Here is a 22065-nt window from a genome sequence, read left to right as displayed (position 1 = left end):
TTATTTATCAGCATAATGTCCCATTGCAGAAACTATTGTTACCGTAACGATATTTTCTTCAACTTTATAAATCATTCTGTCTTTTTGATTTATTTTTCGTGACCAATAACCTGAATATTCATATTTTAAAGCTTCGGGATTTCCATAACCTTCAAAAGGATTGTCAGTTAGTTCTACCATAATTTTCTCTATGGCTTTGATTGAATTTTTATTACCTGACTTTATATGCTTATCTATATCTTTTTGAGCAATTTTGGTTACTTTAAGCCTAAACTTCCCCATACATCATTAGGATCAATCGTTATACAATCTCCATTTTTAATATTTTCCTCTGCTTTTTTCATTTTTGCAATAAAAGCATCGCTGTAAATACTCTTTTCTTTTTTAGGTTTTTTATCATCGGACTTAATAATCTCAACGTCTTTACCTTCGGAAAAAAAAGTCTTAGCAAATTCTAGGAAAGCTTTGCCTTTTTTTGAACGCTCGTTTATTTTTATGGTTATTGTTGTCATGACAAATGGATTTGTTTTACAAATATACAAAAATCGTGCTAATATATTTTCTGCCCAAAATCATAATATAAACGAATTCCTTTTTTTATCTTTGATAAGTAAAATCTGTAAATATGAAACTTTCCAATATACTTTCTGTTCTTGAAGAAATGGCGCCACTAGGTTATGCCGAAGATTTTGATAATGTGGGACTTTTAGTTGGAAACCCGAATCAAGAAATTGATGGCGTTTTAGTTTGTCATGATGCATTGGAATCGGTAATTGATGAAGCGATTTCAAAAAAATGTAATTTGGTTGTTTGCTTCCATCCTATTTTGTTTTCGGGAATTAAGAAAATTACGGGTAAAAATTATGTGGAACGTGCGATTTTAAAAGCAATAAAAAACGACATTGCGATTTATGCCGTTCATACTGCTTTGGACAATCATCAAAAAGGAGTGAATAAAATTTTCTGTGATGCTTTAGGTTTAAAACATTCGAAAGTATTGATTCCGAAAGAAAATTACATTCAAAAATTAGTTACCTATACAATTCCTGAAAACTTTGAAAAATTAAGAAATGCTTTGTTTGATGCAGGCGCTGGAACCATTGGAAATTATGAAGATTGTAGTTTTAATTCGAAAGGAATTGGAACTTATATGGGCAATGAAAATTCGAATCCAGAAATTGGAGATCGTTTTGAGTTTGTAGAAAACGAAGAAATTAAAATTGAAATGACGTTTGAAAAGCATTTGCAAGGGAAAATCTTGAAAGCTTTATTCAAAAATCATGTATATGAAGAAGTGGCTTATGAAATTTATCAGTTAGAAAACAAACATCAAAATATTGGTTTGGGACGCGTTGGCGAATTCGAAAACCCGCTTTCTGAAACTGATTTTTTACAATTGGTAAAGGAAAAACTACAATGTGAAGGTATCAGACATTCCGCTTTTACAGGAAAATCAATTAAAAAAGTAGCCGTTTTGGGCGGAAGTGGTAGTTTTGCTATTAAGAATGCAATTTCCTCAGGTGCAGATGCTTATCTTACGGCCGACTTAAAATATCATCAATTCTATGAAGCTGAAAATCAATTACTTTTGGCGGATATTGGGCATTTTGAAAGCGAAAGATTTACAAAAAATTATATTGTTGATTTTCTTAAAGAAAAAATCACTAATTTTGCACCAAATTCGCTGCAATGCGGAATTATTTTATCAGAAGAAAATACAAATCCAGTTAAGTACTTTTAAATATGGCAACAATCAAAGAGCTAAGTGTAGAAGATAAGTTAAGAGCCCTTTATGCTTTACAACTAGTTGATTCTAAAATAGACGAAATAAGAAATGTAAGAGGAGAATTGCCTCTTGAAGTAGAAGATTTAGAAGATGAAGTAGCGGGACTTTCTACTCGTTTAGAAAAACTAAAAAGCGATTTAGAAACTATTGATGAGCAAATCAAAGTAAAGAAAAACGCTATCGACGAACACAAAGCTGCGATTAAAAAATATTTAGAGCAACAAAAAAACGTTCGTAATAATAGAGAATTCAACTCTTTAACTAAAGAAGTGGAGTTTCAGGAATTAGAAATTCAATTAGCTGAAAAACACATTAAAGAAATGAAAGCTTCTATTGAGCACAAAAAAGAAGTAGTAGCTCAAACTAAAGAAAAATTAGAAGGAAAACAAACCCACTTAAAACATAAAAAAGCGGAATTAAGCGATATTATGGCTGAAACTGAAAAAGAAGAAAACTTCTTATTAGGTAAATCAGAAGAATTAAGAGGTCAAATCGAAGAACGTTTATTAGCAGCTTATGACAGAATTAGAAATAGCGTAAGAAACGGTTTAGCGGTTGTTTCTATTGAGCGTGGCGCTTCTGCTGGTTCATTCTTTACAATTCCACCACAAACGCAAATGGAAATTGCAGCTCGCAAAAAAATCATTACAGATGAGCACAGTGGAAGAATCTTAGTAGACGGTGTTTTAGCTGACGAAGAAAAAGAAAAAATGGAAAAATTATTTGCTAGCATCTAATTGAATCCTTTTCCAAATAAATGAAAGTCCTTTTTTAAAAGGGCTTTTTTTTTATTTTTTAACGCAAATCCCGAAGCTTCGGGAGCAAAGTTTTTTCGCAAAGTTCGCAAAGCTTATTTTTCTGTAGAAAACTTGCTATTCGCTATTCACTATTCACTATTTACTAAAAAAACTTATCTTTGCATCATGGAAGAAAATACAGTACGCATCAACAAATATTTATCGGAAACCGGCTTTTGTTCTCGTAGAGAAGCGGATCGATTGATTGAGCAAGGAAGAGTTACTATTAACGGAAAGATTCCGGAAATGGGTACTAAAGTAAGTCCTGGTGATGAAGTTCGTGTGAATGGTGAATTGGTACAACAGAAAAACGAGAAACCTATTTATTTAGCGTTTTACAAACCTGCCGGAATTGAATGTACGACTAATTTAAGCATACGAGACAATATTGTTGATTTCATTAATTATCCAGAACGTATTTTTCCTATTGGTCGTTTAGACAAAGCCAGTGAAGGTTTGATTTTTATGACCAATGATGGCGATATTGTAAACAAGATACTTCGTGCGAGAAACAACCACGAAAAAGAATACATCGTAACCGTAAACAAACCTATTACCGACCGATTTATTGACCGAATGGCAAACGGAATTCCGATTTTGGAAACGATTACCAAGAAATGCAAAGTAGAACAAATTAGCAAATACGTTTTCCGAATTATTTTAACTCAAGGTTTAAATAGACAAATTCGAAGAATGTGTGAATATTTAGATTACGAAGTAACGGCTTTAAAACGTACTCGTATTATCAACATTTCTTTAGACGTACCGGAAGGAAAATACCGCCATCTTACCGATAAAGAAATTACCGAATTAAACCAATTGATTGCACCTTCAAGCAAAACGGAAGAAGCGAGTTTACCAAGTAATAAAAGTAAGTTTACTGGGAAAAGGAATTATGGGGAGAGGAATAGATAACCTACATTTTCATTAACCGTTCTTCAAACCAAATTTTTTCATACTCAATTGATGGGAGACCATTTTTTTTCCTTCTTTTATTAATTACCCTAACCAAAGAAGGATTGTTTTTAAAATCATAATTAAATGTAATAAAATAAAAGAAAGAGTCTTGACTATTCTTAGTATAATACCTGTCAATTAAATGAGCATAATCTTTTGGTAAGCATTCTCCTTTTTTAATAAGAGTTGGTAGAATTTGATTATAAAATTTAAAACTTTCCTCTGAACTTGTAAAATGGTTTAATAAAACTTCAACTCCTAAATCAACTTTCCTCTCGCTTTCATTTAATTTTCTAAAGCTTCCAACGTTCTTGAAATTTGGATATCCAACTTTATTAATCATTTGTCGTAAAATTGAATCGTTCTGTTTGTCAATTTTAGCAACCTCGTCCCAATTTAGTGGTTTTTGATTTCTAACTTTTTGATCGTTAAAATTCATTAAAGTAAGTTGATATCTATAAGAAGTATCTAACTTTGAGCTATATTGTTTTTGCCATTTTTCTATATCTTTTTTTGATTTTTTAAAACGTAAAGCTAGTATTTGCATCAAAGTATCTTTTTCTATATTTTTATAAGTGTACCCATAATTGGTTACTATCATTTTAAATTCATTTTTAAAGTTTTTCTTTTTGTTTGATAGTAATCCAGCCTTTAAATAATTTTCAAATTCAAAATATAATGGCATATTTATAGGTTCGTAGTATTTAAAAAGACTGTCGTACTTTTCATAAGCCGATGAATAATTTTTTAATAAAAATAAACTGTCTGCTTCATATACTTTTAGATAGTACGGAATGTAATTTGAATTTTCACCTCCAATTTTCTGATAACTTTTACATGAGATAAGAGAAATAGAAATTAGAAAAAACATTCCTACTTTAGATTTTTTTAAAAAAATCAATCCCATTTCATCTCTTTTTTAAATTCATTAAAAAAATCAATATCTTTTAATGGAATTGGATCTTGATTTTTTCTAAAATCTGGAGGAATTTGTTCTATTTTATAAGAATTAAACTCTTGATAACCGTCCTTTAAATACCTATAGAAATCATAATTTTGAAAAATAACATTATCAATTTCATTTTTCTTATATGCGGTTTTAATATGAGGATACAGTAAATTCCAACTATCATCTAAATTCATCTGAAAATTATGAATGATAGCACTATTTAAGTTATTTTGAACAATTGGAAAATTTTTAGACAAAACAAAACAATTATTCTTTTCAGATATATTGTAAATTAATTGCAAGTTTTCATCATTTAATCTTTGAATTACTGTATAGATTTTAACACTATCTGATTGATTTAAATTCATATCAATCATTACATTAGACAATTTAGCTAGTGTTTGATCTTTAATGTTAATTTCGTTCAAAGCTCGAATGTCATTTAATTTGTCGAAATTATTTTCAACCCAAATTAAATGATTTTTTAAATACATTTTTTTAAACCAATTTGATAATTTTCCATTTATCAAATCATTATAATAATTTTCATTGGTTGTTAAATAATCAATCTTAAAACCATAATCTTTTACTAGAACCAATAAATCTTTTTTAAAATTATCTAAGTCATTATGAAAATAAGAAAATTCCAAAATTTTAAGATGAATATCTTTTTCATAACCAAATTCCGAATCCATTTTCTTCAATAAGTCATACGTTTTATGATAAATTTTCTTATTTGTTACCTGCTTATAATTAATCGGTTTTATTATTGAATCCCGTAAAAAAATATCTCTTTTAGTTTGAGACATAACTAACAAGCTAAATAATAAAAATGCAAATGATAGATTTATTTTCATCTTATTTCAAAGCACTTAAAATTTCATCATACAAAGCTTGACCTTCAGAGGGCTTTTTTGTTGATGGCAAAACTAATTCACCTTTTGAATTAAATAATAAATATCGTGGAATATATATACCGTCAGGCTCATTTAAAAGCTTCTGAAGTGATTCTTGAATTTTATCAGAAGTAAAAATATGATTCCCTTCTAAATAATTATTCTTAATATTAGGAAGCCATTTGGTAATTTCCTTGTCTTTATCTATTGCTAAATACAACATTTCGATGTTATTTGTTTTCAAAAAAGCAAATAGCTTTTGAGAATGAGAAAACTCTTGAAAACAAGGTGCACAATATGAAGCCCATAAATCAACAAAAATAGCTTTCCCACTAAAGTTATCTTTTATAATAGAAGTTATATCAATACTATTTACTTGTTTATTATACTCAAATTTTCCGTTTAGAAAGTAACCAAAAGCATAAGGTTTATAATCTGGAAGCTTTTTATTCTTTAAATATTTTTCTAAATATTTAGTATAAGGACTTTTGGGGAAGACTTTTTTAAATTGTTTCAAATCATTTTCATTTAACACATCATTTATAAAAAAGAAAGCAAATAAATGTTCCTGATAATGAATTGGGATATAATTGTAGTTATATTTTAACTTCTTATTTACAAAAAGACCTTTATTGTATTGCTTTTCATCAAGACCACTTTCAGCAATAAATCTCGATGATGATTGAATATTGTCTATAAAAGCATAAGTGGTAAAATTTTTAAATTTATCATCAAAAGGATTAAATTCTGACATCAAATTATTTAATAAATCTAAAAATTCACTTTTAGGTAATTTTGTTTTAGTGTACTCCTCCTCAATTCTAAAAACATCTTCAATAATGCTTTTCGAATTATTTACAAGAGTTGATTCTAGATATAGTTTTGAGATTTCATAAATATCTTTTGAGATTTCACCATTTTCATAAAAAGTTTTCAATCTTTCAGATTCTAATTTATATTCTCTTTTTATAATATTTAAAATTTCAGAACCTTTACTTGCGTTAAAAATAATAGGTCTTAATTTTTGAGAAAATTTTTGATATTTATAAATGGTATCAACATTTATAGCCAAGGAAATTGAACTATTTCTACCTTCATAATGAATATGATACTTATTATCTGGATTCTTAGAAATATTTAATACAATCGTTTCGTTTGGCTCATATAAAACATTAATACCTGGATTTGCTTTTGAAAAGGAAAAATAAACATAACCAGGATTACTAGCGTCGAATTTTAATTCGGCTTTATTATTTTTTGTAAAGATTGTATCTGAATGATATAAAAAATAGGCTGCATTATCATTTATCGATTTACTAACAACTATAGGAATAGAATCAGAAACATTTTGAAATTTTAATTGAATTGAAACATTTTGAGAATACGAAATTTGAAGAAAAAGGAAGGCTACTAAAATATATTTCATTTCTATAGGATAATTATACGGTGTTATTTTAGTATAACGATAATAATAAAATCTTATTGCGAAATTTTAAGAAAAATAACGAGCATAAGTAAAATTTAATCATTGTTATAAACGGTTATTTTAATTTTTCCAATTTGAAGCTTCTTTATATCCTTTGTCAAATTTTTCATAAAGCGATCTCAAGGTTTTGTAATTATTTTCATAATATGAAGAATGATTTGCTTCAAGTTTTACCATATTTTTTTTCAATTCATCTTTGTCTCTCTGAAAAAAAGCTAAAGTACCGTAATAATACAACCAAAATTGCTCATCACTCTCAGGGTTTAAATCCTCGGCACATTTTTTCCAATAAAAAATTGCTTTTTCATAATCATTTAAATAACCATAAGCTCTAGCAATATGTAAATAGTCCGCATGTTTATTTCTTGTAGAATCAGATTGAAGTTTAAAAAGTAAATAGCTTGCTACTTCTAAATATTGCCCATTTCTTTCCATTTCCCACCATATAGGTTCTTCTTTAGTTTGAGAAAATGAACCAAGTGAAAAAGTAAATAGTAAAATGTATAGTATAGTTTTCATAAAATTATTCTTAATTTTAATATAACGATAATTATAAAATCTTATTGTAAAATATCTACCTCCATCACATAATCATCCATTACGTAACCATTTCCAATATCAATTACTTCGTCTTTTACTTTTGTAAAACCTAGTTTTGTATAAAAATGTATGGCGTTATTGTATTTGTTTACGTTTAAAAAAATGGCGCATTGGTGGTTTTCAATGGCTTTTTCTTTTACCAATTCAAAAAACAGTCGCCCCAAACCAGTGCCTTGTGTTTGAGGTAATACGTAAATTTTGTGGATTTTTGTTTTATTGGGTTCAGAGTTGATTTCATAGGAAAGAAAACCCACGTACTTTTCCATATCATCTTGCGCTAAATAAAAAATGTGTCCTTTCTGCATCAATTCGTACAAAGCTGTTTCGTTATAAAACTTATCAATCATGAAATCTAATTGTGCTTTGGATAAAATTTCTCCATAGGCAACAGGCCAAATTTTCTTGGTCAGGTCGATAATTACAGGAATATGTTCGGAATTTGCTTTTACTAATTTCATAAGTAATCAACTAAAAAAGTCCCGCAATATACGAGACTTTTGGTTATTATGCTTGCCCTGTTGGCCCAAAATTTAAAGGAATTGGAGGTTGTTCTCCTTCTTCAATTTTTCCGTGAGCACTTTCAAATCGATGAATATTTTCTCCTAATGCTTTCAACAAACGTTTTGCGTGTTGAGGCGTTAAAATAATTCTTGACTTTACTTTTGCTTTTGGTACTCCAGGCATAATCGTTACAAAATCTACTACAAACTCAGAATTAGAATGATTGATAATAGCTAAATTGGAATAAATCCCTTCTGCTGTTTGCTCGTCTAATTCGATGTTAATTTGTCCTTGTTGGTTATTATTTTCCATGATATTTAAAATTGCTATTTTGTTATACAAGAATAAGTATAATTTGGGTAAAAAAAAAGCCTAACAGAAAATCTGTTAGGCTTTGTATTGAAATAATGAAGCTAATTAGTAGTTAAACTCTTCTTTAGCAGCCATTAATTCATTGTATTCTTCTTTAGAACCTACAATAATATTATCGTAATCTCTCATACCAGTACCAGCTGGAATTCTGTGTCCTACAATAACATTTTCTTTCAATCCTTCTAAAGTATCTACTTTACCTGCTACTGCAGCTTCATTTAATACTTTAGTTGTTTCCTGGAACGATGCCGCAGAAATGAATGATTTCGTTTGTAACGATGCTCTTGTAATACCTTGTAATACTGGAGTAGCTGTTGCTGTAATAACATCACGAGCCACAACTAAGTTCTTATCATTACGTTTTAATAACGAATTTTCATCTCTTAATTGACGTGGAGAAACAATTTGACCTGGTTTTAAATTCTCAGAATCACCTGCATCTTCCACTACTTTCATTCCGTATAATTTATCGTTTTCAACGATGAAATCACTTGTATGAGCCAATTGATCTTCTAAGAATAAAGTATCTCCTGGATCCACGATTCTTACTTTACGCATCATCTGACGGATAACTACCTCAAAGTGTTTATCGTTGATTTTTACCCCTTGTAAACGGTACACCTCTTGAATTTCGTTAACCAAGTACTGTTGAACAGCAGATGGTCCTTGAATTCTTAAGATATCCTCTGGAGTAATTGCACCATCAGAAAGTGGAGTTCCCGCTTTTACGAAGTCGTTTTCTTGAACTAAGATTTGGTTCGAAAGTTTTACTAAGTATTTCTTCACTTCACCAAATTTAGACTCGATAGCGATTTCTCGGTTACCTCTCTTAATTTTTCCAAATGTTACAACACCATCAATTTCAGAAACTACTGCAGGGTTTGAAGGATTACGAGCTTCTAACAACTCTGTAATTCTTGGTAAACCTCCTGTAATATCACCTGCTTTAGAAGAACGACGCGGAATTTTAACTAAAATCTTACCTGCTTTAATTTTTTCTCCATCGTTAACCATAAGGTGAGCTCCTACTGGTAAGTTGTATGAACGAATTAACTCGCCATCTTTACCGTAGATGTGTAACGTAGGGATTAATTTTTTATTTCTACCTTCAGAAATTACTTTCTCTTGGAAACCAGTTTGCTCGTCGATTTCAACAATGAACGATTGTCCTTGTTCTAAATCTTCATAACCTACTTTACCTGTAAATTCAGAAATAATCACCCCGTTATATGGATCCCATTTACAGATTGTAGTGCCTTTTTCAACAATGTCACCATCATTTACAAAAATACTTGATCCGTAAGGAATATAGTGTGTATTTAATACAATACCTGTTTTTGGCTCAACTAATTTTAACTCAGTAGAACGAGAAATTACGATATCAACAGCATTTCCTTCAGCATCTTCACCTTTAACTGTTTTTAAATCTTCAATTTCTAATCTACCTGCAAAACGAGTTACAATGCTAGACTCTTCAGAAATTCCTCCAGCAACCCCTCCAACGTGGAACGTACGAAGTGTTAACTGTGTACCTGGCTCACCAATTGATTGCGCTGCAATAACTCCAACTGCTTCACCTTTCTGTGTCATCTTACCTGTTGCCAAGTTTCTACCGTAACATTTAGCACAAATTCCTTTTGTTGCCTCACATGTTAATGGAGAACGAACCTCTACTCTTTCTACTGGAGAAACTTCGATTTTCTTAACAATAGCTTCTGTAATTTCCTCACCAGCATGAACTAAAATTTCATTATCTAATGGGTTAATTACATTTTGTAAAGCCACACGTCCTAAGATTCTTTCCCCTAAAGTTTCAACGATTTCTTCGTTTTTCTTTAAAGCAGAAACTTCAATACCTCTTAATGTACCACAATCTACAGAGTTTACGATAACATCTTGAGATACGTCATGTAAACGACGTGTTAAGTAACCCGCATCGGCTGTTTTAAGAGCGGTATCCGCAAGACCTTTACGAGCACCGTGAGTAGAAATAAAGTACTCAAGGATAGAAAGACCCTCTTTAAAGTTCGATAAAATTGGGTTTTCGATAATTTCACCACCACCAGCAGTTGATTTTTTAGGCTTAGCCATCAAACCACGCATACCAGTTAACTGACGAATCTGCTCTTTAGAACCCCTCGCTCCAGAATCAAGCATCATGTATACCGAGTTGAAACCTTGTTGGTCTTCACGGATATTTTTCATTGCTAACTCTGTTAATTGCGCATTAGCTGAAGTCCAGATATCAATAACTTGGTTGTAACGCTCGTTATTGGTAATAAGACCCATGCTATAGTTCATCGAAATTGCTTCTACTTGCTCACGAGCATCAGCGATTAATTTCTCTTTTTGTTCTGGAATTCTAATATCACCTAATGAGAATGATAAACCTCCACGGAATGCGAACTTATACCCCATATCTTTCATGTTATCTAAGAAAGCTGCAGTTGTAGGAACGTCAGTTACCGCTAAGATTTTACCAATAATATCACGTAATGATTTCTTAGTTAATACCTCATTGATATATCCAGCTGCTTCAGGTACTACTTCGTTAAATAATACTCTACCAGCAGTTGTTTGAATAATTTTATAAACTAATTCACCGTTTTCATTAAAGTCTTTTGCTCTAATTTTCACTCTAGCATTCAACTCTAATTTTCCTTCATTTAAAGCGATATTTACCTCTTCAGCAGAATAGAAAGTTAAACCTTCACCTAAAATTTTATGTTCAGGAGTTGATAAACGCTCTTTAGTCATGTAGTAAAGACCAAGAACCATGTCCTGAGAAGGAACTGTGATAGGCGCACCATTTGCAGGGTTTAAGATATTGTGAGAAGCTAACATTAATAATTGTGCTTCTAAAATAGCCTCTGGCCCTAATGGTAAGTGAACCGCCATCTGGTCACCATCGAAATCGGCATTAAACGCCGTACATGTCAATGGGTGTAACTGAATCGCTTTTCCTTCAATTAATTTAGGTTGGAATGCCTGAATACCTAAACGGTGTAACGTAGGAGCACGGTTAAGTAATACTGGGTGACCTTTGATTACATTTTCAAGGATATCCCACACTACAGGCTCTTTTTTGTCGATAATTTTCTTAGCCGACTTAACTGTTTTTACAATTCCTCTTTCGATTAACTTACGAATAACGAATGGTTTGTAAAGCTCAGCCGCCATATCTTTTGGTAAACCACACTCGTACATTTTCATTTCTGGTCCAACGACAATTACCGAACGAGCAGAATAATCCACACGTTTACCTAATAAGTTTTGACGGAAGCGCCCTTGTTTACCTTTTAATGAATCTGATAACGATTTTAATGGCCTGTTAGATTCTGTTTTAACTGCAGAAGCTTTACGTGTGTTATCAAATAATGAATCTACAGATTCTTGTAACATACGTTTTTCGTTTCTTAAGATTACTTCAGGAGCTTTGATCTCCATTAATCTTTTTAAACGGTTGTTACGGATGATTACTCTTCTGTATAAATCATTTAAATCTGAAGTTGCAAAACGACCTCCATCAAGTGGTACTAACGGACGTAATTCTGGTGGAATAACTGGAATTACTTTTAAAATCATCCACTCAGGACGGTTTTCTCTGTTTAAGTTAGACTCACGGAATGATTCTACAACATTTAAACGTTTTAAGGCTTCTGTCTTACGTTGTTTAGATGTTTCGTTATTAGCAGCGTGACGTAATTCGTATGATAATTCATCTAAATTAGTACGAGCTAATAAATCCATAATACATTCAGCACCCATTTTAGCGATGAATTTATTTGGATCATTATCATCTAAATATTGATTTTCCATTGGAAGTGTATCTAAAATATTTAAATACTCTTCTTCAGTAAGGAAATCTAATTTTTGTAAAGATTCGCCATCAGCATTTTTAGCAATACCTGGTTGAATTACTACATATCTTTCGTAGTAAATAATCATATCTAATTTCTTAGATGGTAATCCTAAAATATATCCGATTTTGTTTGGTAACGAACGGAAATACCAAATGTGAGCTATTGGCACAACAAGGTTGATGTGTCCAACTCTATCTCTACGAACTTTTTTCTCCGTTACTTCTACACCACATCGGTCACAAACGATTCCTTTGTAGCGGATTCTTTTATACTTACCACAAGCACACTCATAATCTTTAACTGGACCGAAAATTCGCTCACAGAAAAGACCATCTCTTTCTGGTTTGTGGGTACGATAGTTGATAGTTTCTGGTTTTAAAACCTCACCTCTTGATTCTGCCAAAATAGATTCTGGAGAAGCTAATCCTATCGTGATTTTGTTAAACCTTTTGATTTGGTTTTTATCTTTATTATTTCTATTATTCATCATAGTTTTTACTATTGATTTATTATTAAAATTTAGATTTATGATTTTCGGCTTGAAAAAAGACTAAATCATTCAGCTACTACCTCGAATTACTTCTCAAAACCTCAAGTCTCTTTCACCTTGAAGTGCTAGTTATACAATTTAGCATCGCATAAAAAATCGGAACGGTTTACGGGTATAAATCTTTAAAAACTTTATTTTGAAAAAGTATTCAGTTTTCAGTCGCAGTTTTCAGATTGAACTGCATACTGCGACTGTAACTGTTTACTATAATTATTCTTCTAATCTGATGTCTAATCCAAGACCTTTCAATTCATGCATTAACACATTGAATGATTCTGGTAATCCTGGTTCTGGCATAGCTTCACCTTTTACGATAGCTTCGTAAGTTTTAGCTCTACCAATTACGTCATCCGATTTAACAGTCAAGATTTCTCTTAGTGTACTTGATGCACCGTATGCTTCAAGTGCCCAAACCTCCATCTCTCCAAAACGCTGACCTCCAAATTGAGCCTTACCTCCTAATGGTTGTTGCGTAATTAACGAGTATGGACCAATAGAACGAGCGTGCATTTTATCATCTACCATGTGTCCTAATTTCAACATGTAAATTACACCTACAGTAGCACGTTGGTGGAAACGCTCTCCAGTTCCTCCATCATACAAGTAAGTATGACCGAATCTTGGAATTCCTGCTTCGTCTGTTAATTCATTAATTTGATCTAAAGTAGCACCATCAAAAATTGGAGTAGCAAACTTCTTACCTAATTTTTGTCCAGCCCAACCAAGAACCGTTTCATAAATCTGACCGATGTTCATACGAGATGGTACCCCAAGTGGATTCAATACGATATCTACTGGCGTTCCGTCTTCTAAGAATGGCATATCTTCATGACGAACGATTTTAGCAACAATACCTTTGTTACCGTGACGTCCTGCCATTTTATCCCCTACTTTTAATTTACGTTTCTTAGCGATGTAAACTTTAGCAAGTTTTAAAATTCCAGAAGGTAATTCATCTCCAACAGTAATTGTAAATTTCTCTCTTCTTAACCAACCTTGTAAATCGTTTAATTTGATTTTGTAGTTGTGAATTAAGTCGTTCACCATTGCATTAGTATGCTCATCTGTTGTCCACTGACCTTTAGTTAAGTGAGCAAAATCTTCCACACCTTGTAACATCTTTTTAGTGAATTTTTTACCTTTTGGTAATACTTCTTCACCTAAATCGTTCATTACACCTTGAGAAGTTTTACCATCGATGATAACAAATAATTTTTCAATTAATTTGTCTTTCAAGTCGTTGTACTTAACTTCGAATTCAGTTTCTAATTTATCAACGTCTTCTTTGTCTTTAGAACGTTTTCTCTTATCTTTTACTGCTTTCGCAAATAATTTTTTATCTAAAACCACACCGTGTAAAGATGGAGACGCTTTTAACGAAGCATCTTTCACATCACCTGCTTTATCACCGAAGATAGCTCTTAAAAGTTTTTCTTCTGGAGTAGGATCTGATTCTCCTTTTGGTGTAATTTTTCCGATTAGAATGTCGCCAGGTTTCACCTCTGCACCAATTCTAATCATACCGTTTTCATCTAAATCTTTAGTAGCTTCTTCAGAAACGTTTGGAATATCATTAGTTAATTCTTCGTTACCTAATTTAGTATCACGAACTTCTAATGTATAATCATCAATATGTAATGATGTAAAAATATCATCACGTACTACTTTTTCAGAAATTACGATTGCATCCTCGAAGTTGTACCCTTTCCATGGCATGAACGCCACTTTTAAGTTTCTTCCGATTGCTAATTCTCCGTTTTGAGTAGCATAACCTTCACATAATACTTGTCCTTTAGCAACTCTATCCCCTTTTCTTACGATAGGTTTAAGGTTAATACAAGTACTTTGGTTGGTTTTTCTATATTTGATTAATTGATATGTTTTCTCATCTGAATCAAAGCTTACCATACGTTCTTCTTCAGTTCTGTCGTATTTGATGGTAATCATGTTAGCATCAACATACTCAACAGTTCCGTTTCCTTCCGCATTGATTAATACTCTTGAATCAGAAGCAACTTGTCTTTCTAAACCAGTACCTACGATTGGAGCTTCAGGACGTAATAATGGAACGGCCTGACGCATCATGTTAGATCCCATCAACGCACGGTTCGCATCATCATGTTCTAAGAAAGGAATCAATGAAGCTGAAATCGAAGCAATCTGATTTGGAGCAACGTCTGTGTAATGAACAGCAGTTGGAGCAACCACAGGGAAATCTCCTTCTTCACGTGCAATAACATTAGTAGCGGTAATTTTACCTTTAGCATCCATTTCAATGTTTGCTTGTGCAATCATTTTACCTTCTTCCTCTTCAGCGCTTAAATAAACTGGAGTAGATTCTAAATCAACCACACCATCCGTTACTTTACGGTAAGGCGTTTCGATGAATCCCATTCCATTTACTTTAGCATAAACCCCTAAAGATGAAATAAGTCCAATGTTTGGTCCCTCAGGAGTTTCAATTGGACAAAGTCTTCCGTAGTGTGTATAGTGAACGTCACGCACCTCAAAACCAGCTCTTTCTCTAGATAAACCTCCAGGTCCAAGTGCAGATAAACGACGTTTGTGCGTAATCTCTGCTAATGGATTTGTTTGATCCATGAACTGAGATAACTGGTTTGTTCCAAAGAATGAGTTAATTACCGATGATAATGTTTTAGCATTGATCAAATCGATAGGTGTAAACACCTCGTTATCACGAACGTTCATTCTCTCACGGATAGTTCTAGCCATACGAGCTAAACCTACTCCGAACTGAGCTGATAATTGCTCACCAACAGTTCTTACACGACGGTTTGATAAGTGGTCGATATCATCAATCTCTGCTTTAGAGTTGATTAATTCGATCAAATATTTAACGATTGTAATAATATCTTCTTTAGTTAAAACTTGTTTTTCCATTGGAATATCAAGATTTAACTTTTTGTTCATTCTGTAACGACCTACTTCACCTAAGTTATAACGTTGGTCAGAGAAGAATAATTTATCTATAATACCGCGAGCCGTTTCCTCATCAGGCGGTTCCGCGTTACGTAATTGTCTGTAAATGTGTTCAACAGCCTCTTTTTCAGAGTTTGTTGGGTCTTTTTGTAACGTATTGTGAATAATTGTATAATCAGCCGCATTATTATCCTCTTTATGTAAAAGGATAGTTTTTACGTCTGCTTCAATTATTTCTTCGATATTATCTTTATCAAGAATCGTATCACGATCTAAGATAATTTCGTTACGCTCAATAGAAACCACTTCACCAGTATCCTCATCCACGAAGTCTTCATGCCATGTATTCAATACACGTGCAGCAAGTCTTCTTCCCGCATATTTCTTGATTCCTGTTTTAGATACTTTAATTTCTTCTGCCAAGTCGAAAATTTCTAAGATATCCTTATCTCTTTCAAATCCGATTGCTCTAAATAAAGTAGTTACAGGTAATTTTTTCTTTCTATCGATATAAGCATACATTACGTTATTGATATCGGTAGCGAATTCAATCCAAGAACCTTTAAAAGGAATAATTCTGGCAGAATATAATTTAGTTCCATTTGCATGGAAAGACTGACCAAAGAATACACCTGGAGATCTGTGTAATTGCGATACAACTACACGCTCAGCACCATTAATTACAAATGTACCACTAGGCGTCATATATGGTATTGTTCCTAAATACACATCTTGAACGATTGTTTCAAAATCCTCGTGTTCAGGGTCAGTACAATATAATTTTAATCTAGCTTTTAGAGGCACACTATAAGTCAAGCCTCTATCAATACACTCTTCGATGGTATATCTAGGTGGATCAATAAAATAATCTAGGAATTCTAATACGAATTGATTTCTCGTATCCGTAATTGGAAAATTTTCCATGAAGGTATTATACAGCCCTTCGTTGCCTCTTTCGTCAGATTTAGTTTCTAATTGAAAAAAATCTTTAAACGATTTCACTTGAATATCTAGAAAATCTGGATATTGTGGAATGTTTTTTGTTGAAGCAAAATTTAATCTTTCAGTCTGATTAGCAATCATCAATGGATAAAATTTTGATTTAAAAAAAGTAATTTTTGTGTAAAAACACTGTTCTAATAATACTTCCTTTTATTTAGTAGCCGATACATCTTTAAAAACAAATCAGGAAAATACTTGTTTTTTTTCTTCGTTATTGGATACTTTTTAGCGCATAAAAATTACAATAATTCAATATACGCAAAATGGTTTAGGTCTTTGAGAACACTCTCAAGACCTAAACCTAGCTTATTTATGAGTATAAATTATTTTAACTCAACTACAGCTCCTGCTTCTTCTAAAGCTTTCTTAAGACCTTCAGCCTCATCTTTAGAAACTCCTTCTTTAACATTTGTTGGAGCAGCATCAACTAAATCTTTAGCTTCTTTAAGACCTAAACCTGTTAATTCTTTAACAGCTTTAACGACTCCTAATTTAGAAGCACCAGCGTCTTTTAATACTACTGTAAATTCTGTTTGCTCAGCAGCAGCACCAGCATCTCCTCCACCTGCAGCAACTACTACAGCTGCAGCAGCAGGCTCGATACCATACTCATCTTTTAATATTGTTGCTAATTCGTTAACTTCTTTAACTGTTAAGTTAACTAATTGTTCTGCGAATTGTTTCAAATCTGCCATTTTTTCTATCGTTTAAAATGTTTTGTAAAAAATATAATTTATTTGTGCGTACTTATTATTCTGCTCCTTCTTCCTTGTTAGGTTGATTTTGAAGAGCTGCAATAACTCTTTGAGCAGGAGATTGTAATAATCCAATAATTTCTGCGATAACTTCATCTTTAGATTTGATAGCTACTAAGCTGTCTAATAAGTTGTCACCGATGTAAATTTCTTGGTTAATATAAGCTCCTTTAAAAATTGGTTTTTCACCTTTCTTACGGAATTCTTTAATGATTTTTGCTGGCCCATTAGCTGTATCAGCAATAAACATAGAAGTATTTCCTTTAAGAACTGATGATAAATCACCAAAGTCGTTATCAGAAGCTTCCATTGCTTTTTCTAACAATGTGTTCTTAACAACTTCTAATTTAATACCAGCTTTAAAACAAGCTCTTCTTAAGTTTGAAGTAGTATCTGCATCTAGTCCTGAAATGTCTGCTAAATAAACAACATTTACATCCGCTAACTGTGCAGTTAAATCTTCAATAGCGATTGATTTTTCTTCTCTAGTCATACTAAAAATTTTTAACTACCAATTATACTGCTTTAGGATCTAAAGCAATAGCAGGACTTTGTGTACTTGATATATGAATAGACTTAATATAAGTACCTTTAGCTGCAGTTGGTTTTAATTTGATTAATGTTTGAACGATTTCGTGTGCATTGTCATAGATTTTATCAGCATCAAAAGATACTCTTCCTATTCCAGCGTGAACGATACCAGTTTTGTCAACTTTGAAGTCGATTTTACCAGCTTTCACTTCTTGCACCGCCTTAGCAACATCCATAGTTACAGTTCCTGTTTTAGGGTTTGGCATTAAACCTCTTGGACCTAAAACACGTCCTAATGGACCTAATTTACCCATAACAGCTGGCATAGTGATGATAACATCAACGTCTGTCCAACCATCTTTGATTTTTTGTAAATAGTCATCTAAACCTACGTGGTCTGCACCAGCAGCTTTAGCTTCAGCTTCTTTATCTGGAGTAACTAATGCTAATACTCTTACATCTTTACCAGTTCCGTGAGGTAATGTTACAACCCCTCTTACCATTTGATTCGCTTTTCTAGGATCTACACCTAACTTAACTGCGATATCAACAGACTCATCAAATTTTGCAGAAGCAACTTCTTTAATTAATGCAGAAGCATCTCTTAAAGTGTAAAGTTTATTCTTCTCAATTTTTGCTGCAGCCTCTTTTTGCTTTTTTGTCAATTTTGCCATTGTCTAATTTCTTTTTAGAGATTAAAAAGGAGCATTTCCTGTTACTGTTATACCCATAGATCTAGCTGTTCCAGCAATCATACTCATCGCTTTTTCAATTTCGAAAGCGTTTAAGTCTGCCATTTTGTCTTCAGCAATAGTTCTAATTTGATCCCAAGTAACATTTGCTACTTTTTTACGGTTAGGTTGCCCTGAACCAGACTTTAATTTTGCTGCTTCTAATAATTGAATTGCAGCAGGTGGCGTTTTAACAACAAAGTCAAAAGACTTGTCTTTATACACAGTAATTTGTACTGGTAAAACTTTGCCAGGTTTATCTTGTGTTCTAGCATTAAATTGCTTACAGAACTCCATGATGTTAACCCCAGCAGCCCCCAAAGCAGGTCCAACCGGTGGCGATGGATTCGCAGCACCTCCCTTAACTTGTAGTTTAACTACTTTACTAACTTCTTTTGCCATTTTTAAAAAAATTTAGCACATCTATCAATTGGAAGCGATTGATGTGATTTATATATGTAACGAAAATTATACTTTTTCAACTTGCATAAAACTCAACTCTAACGGTGTTTTTCTTCCAAAAATCTTCACCATTACTTCAAGTTTACGCTTTTCTTCATTTACTTTTTCAATAGTTCCATTGAAACCATTGAATGGACCATCTACCACTTTTACTGTTTCACCAACAGCATAAGGAATAGCAACATTATCTACTTTTACAGATAACTCATCTACTTTACCTAACATTCTGTTTACTTCAGATTGTCTTAATGGCACAGCATCTCCTCCTTTTGTTTCACCTAAGAAACCAATAACACCAGGAATCGATTTAATAATATGAGGAATCTCTCCTGTTAAGTTAGCTTCAATCATAATATAACCAGGAAAATAAACTTTATCCTTAGCTATTTTTTTTCCATCTCTAACTTGTACCACTTTTTCAGTAGGGACAAGAACTTGAGAAATGTAATCAGCCATACCTAAACGAGCCGCTTCTGTCTCGATGTAAGCCTTAACTTTATTTTCTTGACCACTTACAGCTCTTACTACATACCACTTATTAACATTATTATCAGCCATACTATAAGTATTATTTTAAAATATTAAAAAAACCTTCAAGTGCTTTTACAAATAATTCATCAACACCCCAAGTTAATAGAGCGAAAACAATTGAAAATACAGCTACAATAATTGTCAAACGTTGTACTTCAGACCAAACTGGCCAAGTAACATTCGTTTTCAATTCATGAAATGCTTCAGATATGTAATTAACTACTTTTGTCATTTTAATCTTTATTTGCACGGGCGGAGGGATTCGAACCCCCATCAATGGTTTTGGAGACCACTATACTAGCCCTTGTACTACGCCCGTTTGTTAAAAAACCAGCAGCGAACTGCTGGTTTAGTTATTATTTGACTTATAATTAGTCTAAAATTTCAGTAACCTGACCAGCACCTACTGTTCTACCACCCTCACGGATAGCGAAACGTAAACCTACTGATAAAGCGATAGGGCTTAATAATTGGACATCAATTGTTAAGTTATCACCAGGCATAACCATCTCTACACCAGCTGGTAAAGAAATAGTACCAGTAACGTCAGTTGTACGTACGTAGAACTGTGGACGGTAGTTATTGTGGAATGGAGTGTGACGTCCACCTTCTTCTTTTTTCAAGATATATACCTCAGCTTTGAAGTGAGCGTGTGGTTTAACAGATCCTGGCTTAATGATAACCATTCCTCTTTTGATATCTTCTTTAGCGATACCTCTTAATAATAAACCTACGTTATCTCCAGCCTCACCTCTATCAAGGATTTTACGGAACATCTCAACTCCTGTAATAGTAGAAGTTAATTTATCAGCTCCCATACCGATGATTTCAACTGCATCCCCTGTATTAGCAACTCCTGTTTCGATGCGACCTGTAGCAACAGTTCCACGACCAGTAATTGTAAATACGTCCTCAACTGGCATCAAGAATGGCTTATCAACATCACGAGCCGGTAATTCAATCCAGTTATCAACAGCTTCCATTAAAGCTAAAACTGTATCAACCCATTTTGGCTCACCATTTAAAGCTCCTAAAGCAGAACCTTGAACAACAGGACCATTATCACCATCATACTGATAGAAAGATAATAAATCTCTGATTTCCATTTCTACTAATTCTAATAATTCAGCATCATCAACCATATCCACTTTATTCATGAATACAACCATTCTAGGCACACCTACTTGACGACCTAAAAGGATGTGCTCTCTTGTTTGTGGCATAGGACCATCTGTAGCAGCAACTACTAAGATAGCACCGTCCATCTGAGCAGCACCTGTAACCATGTTCTTAACGTAATCCGCGTGACCTGGACAGTCAACGTGAGCGTAGTGACGGTTAGCTGTAGAATATTCTACGTGAGATGTATTAATAGTAATACCTCTTTCTTTTTCTTCTGGAGCATTATCAATTTGATCAAATGATTTTGCTTCTGATAAACCAGCATCAGCTAATACTTTAGTAATTGCAGCTGTTAATGTAGTTTTACCGTGGTCAACGTGTCCGATAGTTCCAATATTTAAATGGGGCTTCGAACGATCAAAGGTTTCTTTTGCCATGATTTAATAATTTAATCTTAGTTATATATTAGTGTTCAAAAAATAAACTTTTTTAAGAGCCAATGACGGGAATTGAACCCGTGACCTCTTCCTTACCAAGGAAGCACTCTACCCCTGAGCTACACCGGCTTTTGTGTATTCAGAAGTTAGCCATCAGAATTCAGAAAACCAAACTCTTCTCTCTAAATTCAAAATCTCGTGGGGAGAGCAGGATTCGAACCTGCGAAGACGTAGTCAGCGGATTTACAGTCCGCCCTCGTTGGCCGCTTGAGTATCTCCCCAAACCTTTTATATTAAGTCGCTTACAACTTTGAGCCGATGGAGGGACTCGAACCCACGACCTGCTGATTACAAATCAGCTGCTCTAGCCAGCTGAGCTACACCGGCAACTTAAATATAAAAAGTCCGCTATTTCTAACGGACTGCAAATGTATATAATTTATTTTTGAATCAAAACATTTTTTATGTTTTTTTTCTTTTTATGAATGCGCTCTTAATTTTTCTTTTCTTTTTAAGATTACTCGCTCTAGAGAATCAACTGATAAATCCACCCCTTCCTCAAAACTTTTTGCCGTTTTTTTAACTACAAAATCGTCTCCAGGAACATTAATTTTTATCTCTACTGTTTTATTTTCTTTATCACTTGTATTTTCAAGCCTCAAAAAAACTTCAGCCGAAACTATTTTATCATAATACTTTTCCAACTTATCCATTCTCTCTTGAATGAAATCTACCAATTTTCTGTCTACATTAAAATTTACTGCTTGCACATTAACTTTCATAATTCTGTTAATTAA

The 22065-nt window shown here is 32.9% G+C and carries 21 protein-coding genes and 4 tRNA genes; 3 read left to right on the top strand and 22 right to left on the bottom strand.

Annotation, left to right across the window (positions count from 1 at the left end):
* Entirely contained in the window at positions 1–282 is a 282-nt protein-coding gene (locus ACE3PD_RS03620; protein WP_374399606.1) for a Txe/YoeB family addiction module toxin, read from the bottom strand.
* Positions 258–512 (bottom strand): DUF2683 family protein, encoded by a 255-nt coding sequence (locus tag ACE3PD_RS03615; RefSeq protein WP_374399603.1) that lies wholly within the window; start codon positions 510–512, stop codon positions 258–260. The genes ACE3PD_RS03620 and ACE3PD_RS03615 overlap by 25 nt, the downstream gene beginning before the upstream one ends.
* Positions 513–625: 113 nt before the next feature.
* On the opposite strand from ACE3PD_RS03615, the gene ACE3PD_RS03610 reads away from it, so the two are divergent.
* The 3 genes from ACE3PD_RS03610 (at position 626) to rluF (ending at position 3498) form a co-directional block, all read left to right on the top strand.
* Entirely contained in the window at positions 626–1741 is a 1116-nt protein-coding gene (locus tag ACE3PD_RS03610; protein WP_374399601.1) for a Nif3-like dinuclear metal center hexameric protein, read from the top strand.
* A gap of 2 nt (positions 1742–1743) precedes the next feature.
* Positions 1744–2523: a zinc ribbon domain-containing protein gene (locus ACE3PD_RS03605; protein ID WP_374399600.1), complete on the top strand. Its 780-nt coding sequence runs from the start codon at positions 1744–1746 to the stop codon at positions 2521–2523.
* Positions 2524–2709: 186 nt separating this feature from the next.
* On the top strand, positions 2710–3498 hold the full coding sequence (gene rluF / locus ACE3PD_RS03600; protein WP_374399598.1) for a 23S rRNA pseudouridine(2604) synthase RluF: 789 nt from the start codon (positions 2710–2712) through the stop codon (positions 3496–3498).
* Position 3499: 1 nt separating this feature from the next.
* Here rluF and ACE3PD_RS03595 read toward each other — a convergent pair whose 3' ends face one another.
* The 20 genes from ACE3PD_RS03595 to hpf all read right to left on the bottom strand — a co-directional run bounded on the left by ACE3PD_RS03595 (position 3500) and on the right by hpf (position 22050).
* Entirely contained in the window at positions 3500–4447 is a 948-nt protein-coding gene (locus ACE3PD_RS03595) for a hypothetical protein (protein ID WP_374399596.1), read from the bottom strand.
* On the bottom strand, positions 4438–5346 hold the full coding sequence (locus tag ACE3PD_RS03590; protein WP_374399594.1) for a hypothetical protein: 909 nt from the start codon (positions 5344–5346) through the stop codon (positions 4438–4440). The genes ACE3PD_RS03595 and ACE3PD_RS03590 overlap by 10 nt, the downstream gene beginning before the upstream one ends.
* Position 5347: 1 nt before the next feature.
* The gene (locus tag ACE3PD_RS03585) at positions 5348–6811 is read right to left on the bottom strand and encodes a TlpA family protein disulfide reductase (RefSeq protein ID WP_374399593.1); all 1464 of its coding nucleotides are present in this window, start codon (positions 6809–6811) and stop codon (positions 5348–5350) included.
* A gap of 120 nt (positions 6812–6931) precedes the next feature.
* Positions 6932–7390: a hypothetical protein gene (locus ACE3PD_RS03580; RefSeq protein ID WP_374399591.1), complete on the bottom strand. Its 459-nt coding sequence runs from the start codon at positions 7388–7390 to the stop codon at positions 6932–6934.
* A gap of 41 nt (positions 7391–7431) precedes the next feature.
* Positions 7432–7929 (bottom strand): GNAT family N-acetyltransferase, encoded by a 498-nt coding sequence (locus ACE3PD_RS03575; RefSeq protein ID WP_374399589.1) that lies wholly within the window; start codon positions 7927–7929, stop codon positions 7432–7434.
* Between the two features lie 46 nt (positions 7930–7975).
* Positions 7976–8284 (bottom strand): DUF3467 domain-containing protein, encoded by a 309-nt coding sequence (locus ACE3PD_RS03570; RefSeq protein WP_073580526.1) that lies wholly within the window; start codon positions 8282–8284, stop codon positions 7976–7978.
* A gap of 105 nt (positions 8285–8389) precedes the next feature.
* Positions 8390–12697 (bottom strand): DNA-directed RNA polymerase subunit beta', encoded by a 4308-nt coding sequence (gene rpoC, locus ACE3PD_RS03565; protein WP_374399586.1) that lies wholly within the window; start codon positions 12695–12697, stop codon positions 8390–8392.
* A 270-nt stretch (positions 12698–12967) separates the two neighbouring features.
* Positions 12968–16780, bottom strand: a complete 3813-nt coding sequence (gene rpoB, locus ACE3PD_RS03560) for a DNA-directed RNA polymerase subunit beta (RefSeq protein ID WP_374399584.1) — start codon at positions 16778–16780, stop codon at positions 12968–12970.
* Positions 16781–17022: 242 nt separating this feature from the next.
* Entirely contained in the window at positions 17023–17394 is a 372-nt protein-coding gene (rplL, locus tag ACE3PD_RS03555) for a 50S ribosomal protein L7/L12 (RefSeq protein WP_026724869.1), read from the bottom strand.
* 55 nt (positions 17395–17449) lie between these two features.
* Entirely contained in the window at positions 17450–17947 is a 498-nt protein-coding gene (gene rplJ, locus ACE3PD_RS03550) for a 50S ribosomal protein L10 (protein WP_374399582.1), read from the bottom strand.
* A 22-nt stretch (positions 17948–17969) separates the two neighbouring features.
* Positions 17970–18659 carry a 50S ribosomal protein L1 gene (gene rplA / locus ACE3PD_RS03545; RefSeq protein WP_194093113.1) on the bottom strand — a complete coding sequence of 230 codons (690 nt, stop codon included), beginning with the start codon at positions 18657–18659 and terminating at the stop codon, positions 17970–17972.
* A 21-nt stretch (positions 18660–18680) separates the two neighbouring features.
* Entirely contained in the window at positions 18681–19118 is a 438-nt protein-coding gene (gene rplK, locus ACE3PD_RS03540) for a 50S ribosomal protein L11 (protein WP_026724872.1), read from the bottom strand.
* 66 nt (positions 19119–19184) lie between these two features.
* Positions 19185–19736: a transcription termination/antitermination protein NusG gene (gene nusG, locus ACE3PD_RS03535; RefSeq protein ID WP_333810328.1), complete on the bottom strand. Its 552-nt coding sequence runs from the start codon at positions 19734–19736 to the stop codon at positions 19185–19187.
* Between the two features lie 10 nt (positions 19737–19746).
* Positions 19747–19941, bottom strand: a complete 195-nt coding sequence (gene secE / locus ACE3PD_RS03530; RefSeq protein ID WP_374399579.1) for a preprotein translocase subunit SecE — start codon at positions 19939–19941, stop codon at positions 19747–19749.
* A gap of 15 nt (positions 19942–19956) precedes the next feature.
* Positions 19957–20028: transfer RNA gene (locus tag ACE3PD_RS03525), tRNA-Trp, on the bottom strand.
* 52 nt (positions 20029–20080) lie between these two features.
* Entirely contained in the window at positions 20081–21268 is a 1188-nt protein-coding gene (gene tuf, locus ACE3PD_RS03520) for an elongation factor Tu (RefSeq protein ID WP_194093116.1), read from the bottom strand.
* Between the two features lie 57 nt (positions 21269–21325).
* Positions 21326–21397 (bottom strand) — tRNA-Thr (locus ACE3PD_RS03515).
* 70 nt (positions 21398–21467) lie between these two features.
* Positions 21468–21549: transfer RNA gene (locus ACE3PD_RS03510), tRNA-Tyr, on the bottom strand.
* 32 nt (positions 21550–21581) lie between these two features.
* Positions 21582–21655 (bottom strand) — tRNA-Thr (locus ACE3PD_RS03505).
* A 92-nt stretch (positions 21656–21747) separates the two neighbouring features.
* Positions 21748–22050: a ribosome hibernation-promoting factor, HPF/YfiA family gene (gene hpf, locus ACE3PD_RS03500; protein ID WP_111567657.1), complete on the bottom strand. Its 303-nt coding sequence runs from the start codon at positions 22048–22050 to the stop codon at positions 21748–21750.
* Positions 22051–22065 lie beyond the last annotated feature (15 nt).

It is taken from the genome of Flavobacterium sp. (genome assembly GCF_041911335.1).
Lineage (GTDB): Bacteria > Bacteroidota > Bacteroidia > Flavobacteriales > Flavobacteriaceae > Flavobacterium.
The sequence above is the reverse complement of the archived record's forward strand: the minus strand, read 5'-3'. Positions and strand labels throughout refer to the sequence as shown.